This is a genomic window from Serratia sp. CY33525 (genome assembly GCF_052169115.1).
Classification (GTDB): domain Bacteria; phylum Pseudomonadota; class Gammaproteobacteria; order Enterobacterales; family Enterobacteriaceae; genus Serratia; species Serratia sarumanii.
In genome coordinates this window covers 129,698-143,694 of record NZ_JBJNLK010000002.1, presented here as the reverse complement: position 1 = coordinate 143,694, position 13,997 = coordinate 129,698, and the positions used below count along the sequence as shown (strand labels likewise).

The window sequence follows — 13,997 nt, the reverse complement described above, 5'->3', positions numbered from 1 at the left end:
GCAGCGCAGGAACCGGGTTGCCGTTCGCCTTACGGTCAGATTGGCTGGGTCATCAGCCCCACGGAAGCCACGCCCGCCTGATGGAGAATATTCAATGCCTTGATAATCTCATCGTAAGGGACTTCCTTCGCACCGCCGATCAAAAAGACCGTTTTCGGGTTAGCCGCCAAACGCGACTTGGCTTCGGCCGCGACTTGCTCAGGCGGCAACAGCTCCATACGGTTGTGATCCACCACCAGGGTGTATTGACCTACGCCGGAAACCTCAAGGATCACCGGCGGATTGTCATCGCTGGACACCGTTTTGGAATCGGTGGCGTCCGGCAGGTCAACCTCCACGCTCTGCGTGATGATTGGCGCGGTTGCCATAAAGATCAGCAGCAGCACCAGCAACACGTCGAGCAGCGGAACGATGTTAATTTCGGACTTCAGCTCGCGCCGACTACGTCCACGTACTCTCGCCATGCTACCTCCTACTTATTTGCTGTCGCTGGAGAAGGCCTGACGATGCAGAATAGCGGTGAACTCTTCCATAAAGTTGTCGTAATTCTGCTCAAGCTTGTTGACGCGCTGGTTGAGACGGTTGTAGGCCATGACCGCCGGGATGGCGGCGAACAGACCGATCGCGGTGGCGATCAGCGCTTCGGCGATACCCGGCGCCACCATCTGCAGCGTGGCTTGCTTCACCGCGCCCAGTGCGATAAAGGCGTGCATGATCCCCCACACGGTGCCGAACAGGCCGATGTACGGGCTGATCGAACCGACGGTGCCGAGGAACGGAATATGGGTTTCCAGCGTTTCCAGCTCGCGGTTCATCGAAATGCGCATCGCGCGCGACGCCCCTTCGATCACCGACTCCGGCGCATGGTTGTTGGCGCGGTGCAGGCGGGCGAACTCTTTGAAGCCGGAATGGAAGATCTGCTCGGAGCCGGTCAGGCTATCGCGACGCGCCTGACTTTCCTGGTACAGACGGGAAAGCTCGATACCGGACCAGAATTTGTCTTCAAAGGCTTCGGCGTCACGCGTCGCCGCATTGAGGATGCGGGTGCGCTGAATGATGATCGCCCAGGAGGCTACCGAGAAGCATATCAAAATCAACATGATAAGCTTAACCAGCAGGCTCGCCTTCAAGAATAAATCTAGGATGTTCATGTCAGTCACTGCTTAAACTCCGCGACAATAGACTTAGGAAGCGCTCTCGGCTTCATTTGGTGTGGATCAATACAGGCAATCAGGACATCTGCCTGGCTCAGTAGGGCCCCGTCAGAATTGACAATGCGTTGAGCAAACGTGAGAGAAGCCCCGCGCAGACAGGTGATTTCGCTCTGTACCTCCAGTTGCTCGTCGAGACGAGCCGGAGCCAGATAATCCACCGTCATGCGCCGGACGACAAAAGCGACTTGTTCACTGAGCAGCTGCTGTTGATGAAAGTTGTGCTGACGCAGCATCTCTGTGCGCGCTCTTTCAAAAAAGGCGACGTAGCGGGCGTGATAGACCACACCACTGGCATCGGTATCCTCGTAGTAAACGCGAACCGGCCATCGAAACAACGTATTACTCACTCTACTTCCCAGCAATGCAATTTAACGCTGCTACTATACGCAAGACGGATCGGGTTGGGAATGGGTTACAAGATGGGAATGAAAATAATTATGGGCCGTGAGGGCCCATAACATGGGGACATCGGGGAGATTATAAAGAAACGTAAAGTAATCCTGCGCACAAGATCACAATTGCGGGAAGCGGCGCGAAAAAGGCCCGCCAAATGCTGCGCTGCGGGCGGAATCCGAAACCGTGGATCACCCCGGCGCACACCGCCCAAATCAGCAGCAGCCCTTCCCAAATCTCCAGCGAACTGGTTTTGGCGGCGAAACGCGTCGGATCCCAGAACACGCACCCCGCCAAAACCAACGCCAGCACCAGGGAAAGGGCCCGGATCGGGCCCTTGTCGGTGACAGCGTACAGCTTGTCAATCACGGACGAGCTCATCACTTACCGTCTTGCTGAGCTTTAGTCGCTTCGCTCTGCTCAAGCGCCAGCGCCGTGATGATGCCGAAGGCGCAGGCAAGAAGCGTTCCGAGAATCCAGGCAAAATACCACATGGTTTAGCTCCTTATCCTTAGTACAGCGAATGCTTGTTGTTTTCGATGTAGTTCTTGTCGAGGCGACCGAACATTTTGTAGTACGACCAGCTGGTGTACGCCAAAACGATAGGCACAAAGATCGCCGCCACGACGGTCATCACTTTCAGCGTCAACAGGCTCGACGTCGCGTCCCACATGGTCAGGCTGACGTTAGGCACGGTGCTGGACGGCATCACGAACGGGAACATGGTGACCCCGGCGGTGAGGATGACGCAGGCGATGGTCAGCGACGAGGTGACGAACGCCAGCGCGCCTTTCTCCAGACGCGAGAACAGGATGGTGAACAACGGCAGCACCACGCCCAGCGCAGGCAACGCCCACAGCAGCGGATACTTGTTGAAGTTGATCAGCCAGGCGCCGGCCTGATGCGCCACTTCTTTACGCATCGGGTTGGATTCCGCCAGGGTGTCCAGCGCCGACGTCACGACGAAACCGTCGATGCCTTTCACCAGCCATACGCCCGCCAGCAGGAAGCACACCGCCATGATCAGCGTCGCGATCTGCGCCGCAGCGCGTGAACGCAGGTGGATCTCGCCGGTGGTGCGCATTTGCAGGTAGGTCGCCCCCTGGGTGACCAGCATGGTCAGGCTGACCACGCCCGCCAACAGACCGAACGGATTCAGCAGTTGGAAGAAGTTGCCGGTGTAGAACAGGCGCATGTACTCGTCCATGTGGAACGGCACGCCCTGCAGCAGGTTGCCGAACGCCACGCCGAAGACCACGGCGGGCACAAAGGAGCCGATGAAGATGCCCCAGTCCCACATGTTGCGCCAGCGGCTGCTCTCCAGCTTGGAACGGTAATCGAAACCGACCGGGCGGAAGAACAAGGCGGCCAGCACCAGGATCATGGCGACGTAGAAGCCGGAGAAGGCCGCTGCGTAGACCATCGGCCAGGCGGCGAACAGCGCGCCGCCTGCGGTGATCAGCCACACCTGGTTACCGTCCCAGTGCGGGGCGATGGAGTTGATCATCACCCGGCGCTCGGTATCGGTTTTCCCGATGATGCGCACCAGAATGCCGACGCCCATGTCGAAACCGTCGGTGACGGCGAAGCCGATCAGCAGTACGCCAACCAGGACCCACCAAATAAATCGCAGTACTTCATAGTCAAACATACGTGGACTCCTGTTTAGCGCGCTTCCTGCACGGCGGCAGTCGGTTGTTCAAAGTGATAGCGGCCGGTTTTCAGGCTGCTTGGACCCAGACGCGCAAACTTGAACATCAGGTACAATTCAGCCACCAGGAACAGGGTGTACAAGCCGCAGATCAGCCCCATCGAGAACAGAATGTCGCCCGCGGTCAGCGAAGAGTTGGCGACCGCCGTCGGCAGCACCTCACCAATCGCCCACGGTTGACGGCCGTATTCCGCCACGAACCAGCCGGACTCGATCGCGATCCAAGGCAGCGGCAAACCGTACAGCGCCGCGCGGTGCAGCCATTTTTTCTGGCCGATGCGGCCGCGGATCACGTTCCAGAACGACAGGCCGATGATCAACAGCATGATCACGCCACAGGCCACCATGATGCGGAAGGCGAAGTACAGCGGCGCCACGCGCGGAATGGAGTCCTTGGTCGCCAGCTGGATCTGCGCTTCCGTCGCGTCGGTGACGTTCGGGGTATAGCGCTTCAGCAGCATGCCGTAGCCCAGGTCTTGCTTGGTTTTGTTGAATTCGGCGCGCACCGCAGGATCGGTGTTGCCGCCGCGCAGCTCTTCCAGCAGCTGGTAGGCTTTCATCCCGTTGCGGATGCGCACTTCATGCTGCGCCATCAGATCTTTCAGGCCGGTGACCTGAGTGTCCGTGGAGCGGGTGGCGATCAGGCCAAGCGCATACGGGATCTGAATAGAGAAGGAGTTTTCCATCTTGTCCTGATCGGGAATGCCGAACAGGGTGAAGGACGCCGGCGCCGGCTGGGTGTCCCATTCCGCTTCGATAGCGGCCAGTTTGGTTTTCTGCACGTCGCCCATTTCGTAGCCGGATTCATCACCCAGAACGATAACGGACAGAATGGCAGCCATACCGAAGCTGGCAGCGATGGCGAAGGAGCGCTTGGCGAAGGCGATGTCGCGGCCTTTCAGCAGGTAGTAGGAGCTGATGCCCAGAACGAACATCGCGCCACAGGTGTAGCCGGAAGCCACGGTGTGAACGAATTTCACCTGCGCAACCGGGTTAAGCACCAGTTCGGAGAAGCTGACCATCTCCATGCGCATGGTTTCGAAGTTGAAATCCGACGCGATCGGGTTCTGCATCCAGCCGTTGGCGACCAGGATCCACAGCGCGGACAGGTTGGAGCCGAGGGCCACAAACCAGGTTACCGCCATGTGCTGCACCTTGCTCAGACGATCCCAGCCGAAGAAGAACAGGCCGACCAGCGTCGATTCAAGGAAGAACGCCATCAGACCTTCGATAGCCAGTGGGGCCCCGAAGATATCGCCGACGTAGTGAGAGAAATACGACCAGTTAGTCCCGAACTGGAACTCCATGGTCAAACCGGTGGCCACACCCAGAGCAAAGTTAATCGCAAATAACTTTCCCCAGAATTTGGTCATGTCTTTATAGATTTGTTTGCCAGACAGGACATATACCGTTTCCATAATTGCCAGCAAGAACGCCATACCGAGCGTTAATGGGACAAATAAGAAATGGTACATCGCCGTTAAAGCAAACTGTAAGCGCGACAGTTCGACAATATCAAACATCTTGACTCCTTGCTCCTCGCAGGAAGACTCCGACACGCGGTTATCGGCACGCCTCTTTCAAAGCCGCCAGTAACGCCCCGCAGTGAATGCCCTTAAACACAACAAATTTGATCCAGCTTCTCCGCTTTCAACCGCACACTCGGCCAATAGCCCCTCGGGCCCTCGACAAGCACGCCACTGAAAACCGACAACGGGTAACAAATGCAACAAGATCAACCATCCATAATCACAACATGGATGATACTCGCCCAATCCCACACAATAAATAGGTTTTTACGTGACGTGGGTTAGACTTTTGGTTACAGGTCAAATCTTAGCCGAAAGAGGTACTTCGGGCTAATTTGATCTGAGACAATTTAAGCCTATCCGCATCTTATTTCCATATTCATCAGCACATTTCGCATAATTTTCTTAGGGTCATGTTGCGCAATGGTTTAATTGTTTTTTAATGATATTTTTGTGTTAAATAAATGTAATTTAAAAGAGCCGCCATTGTATTATTACGCGCTTATTATGCGACATAATTAACCTTTTATTTCCAATAAGCCGTGACAGTGATAGCAGTCACAAAACAACAAATCTCTCTCCAATATTAGTCTATTTCTCGCGATGGGATCGTAAAGGTTGCGATTTTGTAGCAGAATGACCACTTATGTTAAAATTGCATTGAGTGACAATAACTTATGAAAAAAATCATCTTTGCCTCTGTCTTGGGACTCTCGGGAAACGCCATGGCCGCCGAAACGGTAAATATCACCCTGCTGGGCACCTCCGATCTGCACGGCACCTTCGTGCCCTGGGACTACGCCAGCGACACGGAGAATCTGGCGGGCAGCCTGAGCCAGATAGCCACCCAGGTGAAAAAGGTGCGCGCCGAGCAGCCCAACCTGATCCTGGTGGACGCCGGCGACACCATTCAGGGCAACTTCGTCGAAACCTTCAAGCATGAGGCCGTCAGCCCGATGATGCTGGGCCTCAACGCGCTCAATTATGACGTCTGGGTGATGGGCAACCACGAGTTCGACTTCGGCCTGCCGGTGCTGGCTACGCCGCTCAAGCAGTTCAAGGGCGCGGCGCTGGCGGGCAATATCGTCTGGGACAACGGCAAGCCCTATCTGCCGGCTTACACCATCGTCGAACGCCAGGGCGTGAAGATCGGCATTATCGGCATGGACACGCCGATGACCGCGGAATTCGCCAAGGGCACCGATCGCATCAAAGGGCTGAACTTCACCGATCCGGTGCAGGCGGTGAAGCAGGTCATCAGGCAAATCGACGGCCAGGTCGACGCCATCGTGCTGGTGGCGCATATGGGCATCGACAATGAGAACCAGCGCCCCAGCACCGGCGTGGCCGACATCGCCAACGCCAACCCGGAGCTGGCGGCGATCGTCGCCGGCCATATGCATGTGAAGATCGACAAAGCGGTGGTTAACGGCGTCATCATCACCGAGCCGGATAAATACGGTCGCGCGCTGTCGCGCATCGATCTGCAGTTTGAACGCCGCGACGGCAAATTCACGCTGATCGACAAAAACAGCTACACCTACCCCATCAAGGGGATGACGCCGGACAGCGCCATGCAGGCGCTCTACCAGCCGTACCATGACATTTTGCGCGCCAATGCCAACCGGGTCGTGGCGAAGCTGAGCGGCAGCGATCTGGTGCCCGCCGACGAATTCCGCGGCATTCCCCAGGTGCACGTGCAGGATACCGGCATCAGCGCGCTGTTCCAGCAGGCCGCCCGCCACTATGCGCCGCTGGCGCAGGTGATCGCCCTGCAGATCGACAACGATCGCGCCAAACTGGACGTCGGCGACATCAAGGCCAAGGATATCGCCTTTAACTACCAATACGCCGGCGGTGAGATCACCGTGTATCAGCTCAACGGCAAAGCGCTTAAACGCTACATGGAGTGGTCCGCCGACTATTTCAATCAGCTGCAGCCGGGCGACGTCACCTACAGCTTTAACCCGGCGCGGCGATCGTCCAAATATTCCACCAACGATTTCTTCGACGGCGTCACTTACACCATCGATCTGCGCCAACCCGCCGGCGCGCGCATTGTCGATCTGCGCCTGACGGACGGCACGCCGGTCACCGACGATATGCCGATCCGTCTGGGCATGAACAGTTACCGCATGGGCCACCTGACGCAAAAGGGTGGCGCGCTGGAGGGGCAATCCTTCCCGGTGCTGTTCGACAGCAAAGCGCAATACGGTGAAGAAGAAGGCACCATCCGCCACCTGACCCTGCGCTACCTGACGGAGGTGAAACACGGCCAGTATCAGGGCGTGCCGCCGCAGCGCTGGAAGCTGGTCGGCATGGAGGGTTACGAACCGCAGCGGGCGATCGTCAAACGGCTGCTCAATGAGGGCGTTATCCAGGTACCGACCACCGACGACGGCCGCTACACCAACATCGCGTCGATCAACGTCAAAAACGCGCTGTTCCGCAACGCCGACGATTACCGCGCCGCCCTCACCTCGCTGGAGCAACAACGCCAAGCCGCCGTGGATCCGGTGCAACAGCGCCGCCTGCAGGATCGGATCGCGCTGATCAAGGCGCTCAACGACTTCTGATCGTCGCCCATAAAAAAGGCCACCCAATGGGTGGCCAAACATGTCGAGATAGTGTTATTTCGTACTAAATGCTTAGCGCTTCAGCACCGCTTTTACCGCGTCGCCGATGTCCGCCAGGCTGCGAACGGTTTTCACGCCCGCCGCTTCCAGCGCAGCAAACTTCTCGTCCGCCGTGCCTTTGCCGCCTGCGATGATGGCGCCCGCGTGGCCCATACGCTTGCCTTTCGGCGCGGTTACGCCGGCGATGTAGCCGACAACCGGTTTGGTGACGTGTTCTTTGATGTAAGCTGCCGCTTCTTCTTCAGCGCTGCCGCCGATCTCACCGATCATCACGATCGCTTCGGTCTGCGGATCCTGCTGGAACATCTTCAGGATATCGATGAAGTTGGAGCCCGGGATCGGGTCGCCGCCGATGCCCACGCAGGTGGATTGGCCCAGACCGGCATCGGTGGTTTGTTTCACCGCTTCATAGGTCAGGGTGCCGGAGCGGGAAACGATGCCCACTTTGCCCGGCAGGTGGATGTGGCCAGGCATGATGCCGATTTTGCACTCGCCTGGGGTGATCACGCCTGGGCAGTTCGGCCCGATCATACGCACGCCGGCTTCGTCCAGCTTCACTTTCACGGTCAGCATGTCCAGGGTCGGGATGCCTTCGGTGATGGTGATGATCAGTTTGATACCGGCATCGATCGCTTCCAGGATGGAGTCTTTGCAGAACGGCGCTGGAACGTAGATCACCGAGGCAGTGGCGCCGGTCGCTTCAACCGCTTCGCGCACGGTGTTGAACACCGGCAGGCCCAGGTGCTGAGTGCCGCCTTTGCCCGGGGTTACGCCGCCAACCATTTTGGTGCCGTAAGCGATAGCTTGTTCGGAGTGGAAAGTCCCCTGGCTACCGGTGAAGCCCTGGCAAATTACTTTGGTGTTCTTATCGATTAAAATGGACATTATTTACCCTCCACTGCTGCAACAACTTGCTGAGCCGCATCAGTCAGGCTGGTCGCAGCAATGATATTCAGGCCGCTGTCCGCCAGTTTCTTGGCGCCCAGTTCGGCGTTGTTCCCTTCCAAGCGCACCACCACCGGGACGTTAACGCCCACTTCGGCCACTGCGCCGATGATGCCGTCGGCGATCAGATCGCAACGTACGATACCACCGAAGATGTTAACCAGAACCGCTTTCACCTTATCGTCGGACAGGATGATTTTGAACGCTTCGGTCACGCGCTCTTTGGTCGCGCCGCCGCCAACGTCCAGGAAGTTGGCCGGTTCGCCGCCGTGCAGTTTAACGATGTCCATGGTGCCCATCGCCAGGCCGGCGCCGTTAACCATGCAGCCGATGTTGCCGTCGAGGGCAACGTAGTTCAGCTCCCACTGAGCCGCACGGGATTCGCGCTCGTCTTCCTGGGAAGGGTCACGCATTTCACGCAGTTCCGGCTGGCGGAACAGGGCGTTGCCGTCGGCGCCCAGTTTGCCGTCCAGGCACACCAGATCGCCCTGCTTGGTGATCACCAGCGGGTTGATCTCAACCATCGCCAGGTCGCGCTCCAGGAACAGCGTCGCCAGGCCCATGAAGATCTTGGCGAACTGGCTGACTTGCTTACCGGTCAGGCCCAGTTTGAAGGCCAGCTCACGGCCCTGATAAGGCTGTGGACCCGCCAGCGGATCGATGGTCATTTTGTGGATCAGTTCTGGGGTTTCTTCCGCCACCTTCTCGATTTCCACGCCGCCTTCGGTAGACGCCATGAACACGATGCGACGGGTCGCACGGTCTACGACGGCGCCCAGATACAGTTCTTTATCGATGTCGGTCGCCGCTTCAACCAGGATCTGGTTAACCGGCTGGCCCAGCGCGTCAGTCTGGTAAGTCACCAGACGCTTGCCCAACCAGGCTTCCGCGAAGGCACGGATATCTTCTTTGCTGTTGACGACTTTAACGCCGCCCGCTTTACCGCGGCCGCCAGCATGAACCTGACATTTCACCACCCACGGGCCGGAGCCGATTTTGGATGCGGCTTCTTCTGCTTCACGCGGAGTGGTACAGGCGTAACCGGTCGGTGCCGGCATGCCATACCGAGCAAACAGCTGTTTTGCCTGATATTCGTGTAAATTCATGATGTTCTATCCATTCAGTTCTGAAGGTTTTTAGCCGGACCATTATTACGCGGTAAACCGCATGGTTTTCCGGCCACATAGCACAGAGTGCGGGCGCGGCATGCCGCGCCCGGCAAGGGTTACTAGACGTCCAGCAGCAGACGAGCCGGATCTTCCAGCATCTCTTTGACCGTCACCAGATAACCGACGGATTCTTTACCGTCGATCAGGCGGTGGTCATAAGACAGCGCCAGATACATCATCGGCTGGATCACCACCTGACCATTGACCGCCATTGGGCGATCTTTAATGGCGTGCATGCCCAGGATGGCGCTCTGCGGCGGGTTGATGATCGGGGTAGACATCAGGGAGCCGAATACGCCGCCGTTGGTAATGGTGAAGTTACCGCCGGTCAGCTCTTCCACGGTCAGTTTGCCGTCGCGGCCCTTAACGGCCAGCTCTTTGATTTTCTTCTCAATGTCAGCCATGCTCATGGCGTCCACATCGCGCAGTACCGGCGTCACCAGGCCGCGCGGGGTCGAAACCGCGATGCTGATGTCGAAGTAGTTGTGGTAAACCACGTCGGAACCGTCGATCGACGCGTTCACTTCCGGGAAGCGCTTCAGTGCTTCAACCACCGCCTTGATGTAGAAGGACATGAAGCCCAGACGCACGCCGTGGCGCTTCTCGAAGGCTTCGCCGTACTGCTTGCGTAGATCCATGATCGGCTGCATGTTGATTTCGTTGAAGGTGGTCAGCATCGCGGTGCTGTTCTTCGCTTCCAGCAGACGCTCGGCGACGCGTTTGCGCAGGCGAGTCATCGGCACGCGTTTTTCGCTGCGGCCGGCCAGAGCAGGCTGCGGCGCGGCTTCAGCAGCGGCGGCCGGTTTGGCGGCGGCGCCGCCTTTGGCCAGGTGTGCTTCCACGTCTTCACGCGTGATGCGGCCACCCACACCGGTGCCTTTGATGGCGCCGGCATCGAGATCGTGTTCGGCGATCAGGCGGCGAATCGCCGGGCTGAGCGCGTCATTGCTTTCTTCTTCCAGGCTCGCGGTAGCGCGCTGGGCAGGCGTGGCTTCTTTCTCCTGGCTCTTCTCAGCGGTCGGCTTGCCGGAGCTGTCGCCCGGACGGATGCGGCCGAGCAGCTGGCGAGACAGTACGGTCGCGCCCTCTTCTTCCACGATAGCATCGAGAATGCCCGCTTCACTGGCCGGCACTTCCAACACCACTTTGTCGGTTTCGATTTCAACCAGGACTTCATCACGCTGCACGCTGTCGCCCGGTTTTTTGTGCCAGGTGGCTACGGTCGCATCGGCAACCGATTCAGGAAGGTCAGGAACCAGAATATCTACGCTACTCATTTAGCTTTCCCTTAAGTTTTTTATCATCTGCTTGCCGGCCCCTCGGCCGGCAAGCGAGCGAACATTAGTCAATATTCAGCGCGTCGTTCACCAGAGCCTGCTGCTGCTTCTGGTGTACGGACATATAGCCCACCGCCGGAGAAGCGGAGGCCGGACGTCCTGCGTAACGTAAAGAAGCCCCGAACGGCACCACTTCACGGAAGTTGTGTTGGCTGCAGTACCAGGCGCCCTGGTTCAGCGGCTCTTCCTGACACCAGACGAAATCATGCACGTGCGAGTATTGCTCCAGCACGGCCTGCACGGCCTGATGCGGGAACGGATACAGCTGCTCGATACGCACGATGGCCACGTCTTTCTGCTCGTTCTTGCGACGCTGTTCCAGCAGGTCGTAGTAGACCTTGCCGGAGCACAGCACGACGCGCTTGACCGCTTTCGGATCCAAGTCGTCGATCTCGCCGATCGCCGGCAGGAAGGTGCCGTTGGCCAGTTCGTCCAGCGAAGAAATCGCCAGCGGGTGACGCAGCAGCGACTTCGGCGACATCACCACCAGCGGGCGGCGCATACCGCGCAGCGCCTGACGGCGCAGCATATGGTAAACCTGCGCCGGCGTGGACGGGACGCACACCTGCATGTTCTGCTCTGCGCACAGCTGCAGATAGCGTTCCAGACGTGCGGAAGAGTGCTCTGGGCCCTGGCCTTCATAGCCGTGCGGCAGCAGCATCACCAGGCCGCACATACGGCCCCATTTTTGCTCGCCGGAGCTGATGAACTGGTCGATAACGACCTGCGCGCCGTTGGCGAAGTCACCGAACTGCGCTTCCCAGATGGTCAGCGTGCGCGGTTCCGCCGTGGCGTAGCCGTATTCGAACGCCAGCACCGCTTCTTCAGACAGCACGGAATCCCAGACCTTGAATTCGCCCTGGCCGCTGTGGATGTTCGCCAGCGGAACGTAGACCGAACCGTTTTTCTGGTTGTGCACCACCGCGTGACGGTGGAAGAAGGTACCGCGGCCGGCGTCTTCGCCGGAGATGCGGATTGGAATGCCTTCATCCACCATGGTGGCGTAGGCCAGCGTTTCGGCGGCGCCCCAGTCGAACGGCTTGTTGCCCGCTGCCATCTCGGCGCGGTCCGCGTAGATTTTCGCCACGCGCGACTGCATTTCGATCGCTTCCGGCACGGTGCTGATGCGGCGGCCCAGCTCCTGCAGGCGCTTCATCTCAACCTTGCTCGGGTACTCTTCGTCCCACTCGTGGTTCAGATACGGTGACCAGGTGAAGGAGTGCAGGTTCATCGGACGCCATTCTTCAACCACGCAATCGCCGCGGTCGAGCGCGTCGCGGTACAGGTTGACCATTTCCGTGGCATCTTCCAGGCTGGCCACGTTCTGTTCGGTCAGAACGTCAGCGTAGATTTTGCGCGGCGTGGGGTGTTTCTTGATCTTCTGATACATCACCGGCTGGGTGGCGCTCGGCTCGTCGGCCTCGTTGTGCCCATGGCGACGGTAGCAGACCAGATCGATCATCACGTCACGCTTAAAGGTGTTACGGAAATCCAACGCCAGGCGGGTGACGAAGGCCACGGCCTCCGGATCGTCCGCGTTGACGTGGAAGATCGGTGCCTGAACCATTTTGGCGATGTCGGTGCAGTATTCGGTAGAGCGCGCATCCAGCGGGTTGGAGGTGGTGAAACCAACCTGGTTGTTGATGACGATACGCACGGTGCCGCCCACTTCGTAGCCGCGAGCCTGAGACATGTTCAGGGTTTCCTGAACCACGCCCTGGCCGGTGATGGCGGCGTCGCCGTGAATGGTGATCGGCAGCACCATGTTGCTGCGCGCTTCGTCCAAGCGATCGCGACGGGCGCGAACCGAGCCCATGACCACCGGGCTGACGATCTCCAGGTGCGACGGGTTGAACGCCAGCGCCAGGTGAACCATGCCGCCTTCGGTTTCCACGTCGGAAGAGAAGCCCTGGTGATATTTCACGTCACCGGTGCCGAGGTGTTCTTTATGCTTGCCGGCGAATTCGTCGAACAGATCGGCCGGCTTTTTGCCCAGCACGTTGATCAGCACGTTCAGACGGCCGCGGTGGGCCATGCCCAGCACCACTTCGCGCGTGCCGTTCTTGCCGGCGTGGCGCACCATCTCTTTCAGCATCGGCACCAGCGCGTCGCCGCCTTCCAGCGAGAAGCGTTTGGCGCCCGGGAATTTGGCGCCCAGGTAGCGTTCCAGGCCTTCCGCCGCGGTCAGCTCGTTCAGGAAACGGCGTTTTTCGTCGGCGGTAAAGCTGGCGCGCCCCACCACCGACTCGATGCGCTGTTGGATCCAGCGTTTCTCTTCGGTGTTGGTGATGTGCATGTACTCAGCGCCGATCGACCCGCAATAGGTCTGCTTCAGCGCGGCGTACAGATCGCCCAGCTTCATGGTTTCTTTGCCGATGGCGAAAGAGCCCACGTTGAAGGTTTCCTGGAAATCGGCTTCAGTCAGGTTGTGGTAAGCGGGATCAAGGTCAGGAACTTGCTCGCGCTGCCACAGGCCGAGCGGATCGAGGTTGGCATGCTGATGCCCGCGGAAGCGGAAGGCGTTGATCAGCTGCAGTACCTTGACCTGTTTGGCGTCGGTTTCCGGATCGGTGATGGTGGTATTGTAGCGCGCGGAGTCTTTCGCCAGGCGGCGGAAGTAATCGCGCGTTTGAGAGTGAAGCTGATCGGGTTTGACACCCGCGGTTGGTAGCTGTTGAAAAATGGAACGCCAGCTATCTTCAACGGAACCCGGATCGGTTAAGAAGTCTTCATAGAGCTGCTCTATGTAAGACTGGTTCGCGCCCGCCAGATAGGAGGAATCCAGCCAGGCCTTCATTGCGCCGTTCTGCATCATGATCCCTTAAGCTTTGAAGCTTTAGTTTTCGCCGTGGTTAACATAATTACCGTGATGAATACGGTTTGCCGTAAAACGGTTCACTCGACGTACTTGCGGCCATGACGGCCCGATACGTTCTGTTATGGACCTTGCGGTCCCTTACAAGGAACCTCTAAAAACCGGCGGAAGAACCAGGCTGCATAGCGCCGCAGCCGCGGGTCAGTTTTTAGAGGTTCCCTCCCCTATGGGATGTGCGCCGGAAAAGA

At 58.4% G+C, this 13,997-nt stretch carries 12 protein-coding genes; 1 reads left to right on the top strand and 11 read right to left on the bottom strand.

Annotated elements, in window-relative coordinates:
• Positions 1–35: 35 nt before the first annotated feature.
• The 7 genes from tolR to cydA form a co-directional block, all read right to left on the bottom strand.
• Entirely contained in the window at positions 36–464 is a 429-nt protein-coding gene (tolR, locus tag ACJ8IM_RS05605) for a colicin uptake protein TolR (RefSeq protein ID WP_004939859.1), read from the bottom strand.
• A gap of 12 nt (positions 465–476) precedes the next feature.
• Complete coding sequence (gene tolQ, locus ACJ8IM_RS05600) at positions 477–1,160, bottom strand: Tol-Pal system protein TolQ (protein ID WP_004939862.1); 684 nt, start codon at positions 1,158–1,160, stop codon at positions 477–479.
• Positions 1,157–1,561: a tol-pal system-associated acyl-CoA thioesterase gene (gene ybgC, locus ACJ8IM_RS05595; RefSeq protein ID WP_025160034.1), complete on the bottom strand. Its 405-nt coding sequence runs from the start codon at positions 1,559–1,561 to the stop codon at positions 1,157–1,159. The genes tolQ and ybgC overlap by 4 nt, the downstream gene beginning before the upstream one ends.
• Before the next feature lie 130 nt (positions 1,562–1,691).
• Positions 1,692–1,988 (bottom strand): cyd operon protein YbgE, encoded by a 297-nt coding sequence (gene ybgE, locus ACJ8IM_RS05590; protein ID WP_033647158.1) that lies wholly within the window; start codon positions 1,986–1,988, stop codon positions 1,692–1,694.
• Positions 1,988–2,101: a cytochrome bd-I oxidase subunit CydX gene (gene cydX, locus ACJ8IM_RS05585; protein WP_004939868.1), complete on the bottom strand. Its 114-nt coding sequence runs from the start codon at positions 2,099–2,101 to the stop codon at positions 1,988–1,990. Before cydX ends, ybgE begins: the two co-directional genes overlap by 1 nt.
• 17 nt (positions 2,102–2,118) lie before the next feature.
• Complete coding sequence (cydB, locus tag ACJ8IM_RS05580) at positions 2,119–3,258, bottom strand: cytochrome d ubiquinol oxidase subunit II (RefSeq protein ID WP_019454033.1); 1,140 nt, start codon at positions 3,256–3,258, stop codon at positions 2,119–2,121.
• A gap of 14 nt (positions 3,259–3,272) precedes the next feature.
• Positions 3,273–4,841, bottom strand: coding sequence for a cytochrome ubiquinol oxidase subunit I (gene cydA, locus ACJ8IM_RS05575; RefSeq protein WP_019454034.1), 1,569 nt, complete (start codon positions 4,839–4,841; stop codon positions 3,273–3,275).
• A gap of 683 nt (positions 4,842–5,524) precedes the next feature.
• Between cydA and ACJ8IM_RS05570 the strand changes: the two genes are divergently transcribed.
• Positions 5,525–7,423: a bifunctional metallophosphatase/5'-nucleotidase gene (locus tag ACJ8IM_RS05570; protein WP_033655161.1), complete on the top strand. Its 1,899-nt coding sequence runs from the start codon at positions 5,525–5,527 to the stop codon at positions 7,421–7,423.
• A gap of 72 nt (positions 7,424–7,495) precedes the next feature.
• Here the strand turns inward: ACJ8IM_RS05570 and sucD are convergent, their stop codons facing one another.
• The 4 genes from sucD to sucA form a co-directional block, all read right to left on the bottom strand.
• Positions 7,496–8,368 (bottom strand): succinate--CoA ligase subunit alpha, encoded by an 873-nt coding sequence (sucD, locus tag ACJ8IM_RS05565; RefSeq protein WP_004939878.1) that lies wholly within the window; start codon positions 8,366–8,368, stop codon positions 7,496–7,498.
• Positions 8,368–9,534 carry an ADP-forming succinate--CoA ligase subunit beta gene (gene sucC, locus ACJ8IM_RS05560; protein WP_015376978.1) on the bottom strand — a complete coding sequence of 389 codons (1,167 nt, stop codon included), beginning with the start codon at positions 9,532–9,534 and terminating at the stop codon, positions 8,368–8,370. The genes sucD and sucC overlap by 1 nt, the downstream gene beginning before the upstream one ends.
• Before the next feature lie 122 nt (positions 9,535–9,656).
• Positions 9,657–10,874, bottom strand: coding sequence for a 2-oxoglutarate dehydrogenase complex dihydrolipoyllysine-residue succinyltransferase (gene odhB / locus ACJ8IM_RS05555; protein ID WP_033637469.1), 1,218 nt, complete (start codon positions 10,872–10,874; stop codon positions 9,657–9,659).
• Positions 10,875–10,938: 64 nt separating this feature from the next.
• A complete protein-coding gene (gene sucA / locus ACJ8IM_RS05550) occupies positions 10,939–13,746 on the bottom strand; it encodes a 2-oxoglutarate dehydrogenase E1 component (RefSeq protein ID WP_033655175.1) in 2,808 nt (935 codons plus the stop codon).
• Positions 13,747–13,997 lie beyond the last annotated feature (251 nt).

Bases quoted from the DNA above. Each gene is read 5' to 3' on its own strand.
- tolR (WP_004939859.1), bottom strand. From the start codon at position 464: ATGGCGAGAGTACGTGGACGTAGTCGGCGCGAGCTGAAGTCCGAAATT.
- ybgE (WP_033647158.1), bottom strand. From the start codon at position 1,988: ATGAGCTCGTCCGTGATTGACAAGCTGTACGCTGTCACCGACAAGGGC.
- cydX (WP_004939868.1), bottom strand. From the start codon at position 2,101: ATGTGGTATTTTGCCTGGATTCTCGGAACGCTTCTTGCCTGCGCCTTC.
- cydB (WP_019454033.1), bottom strand. From the start codon at position 3,258: ATGTTTGACTATGAAGTACTGCGATTTATTTGGTGGGTCCTGGTTGGC.
- cydA (WP_019454034.1), bottom strand. From the start codon at position 4,841: ATGTTTGATATTGTCGAACTGTCGCGCTTACAGTTTGCTTTAACGGCG.
- ACJ8IM_RS05570 (WP_033655161.1), top strand. From the start codon at position 5,525: ATGAAAAAAATCATCTTTGCCTCTGTCTTGGGACTCTCGGGAAACGCC.
- sucD (WP_004939878.1), bottom strand. From the start codon at position 8,368: ATGTCCATTTTAATCGATAAGAACACCAAAGTAATTTGCCAGGGCTTC.
- sucC (WP_015376978.1), bottom strand. From the start codon at position 9,534: ATGAATTTACACGAATATCAGGCAAAACAGCTGTTTGCTCGGTATGGC.
- odhB (WP_033637469.1), bottom strand. From the start codon at position 10,874: ATGAGTAGCGTAGATATTCTGGTTCCTGACCTTCCTGAATCGGTTGCC.
- sucA (WP_033655175.1), bottom strand. From the start codon at position 13,746: ATGCAGAACGGCGCAATGAAGGCCTGGCTGGATTCCTCCTATCTGGCG.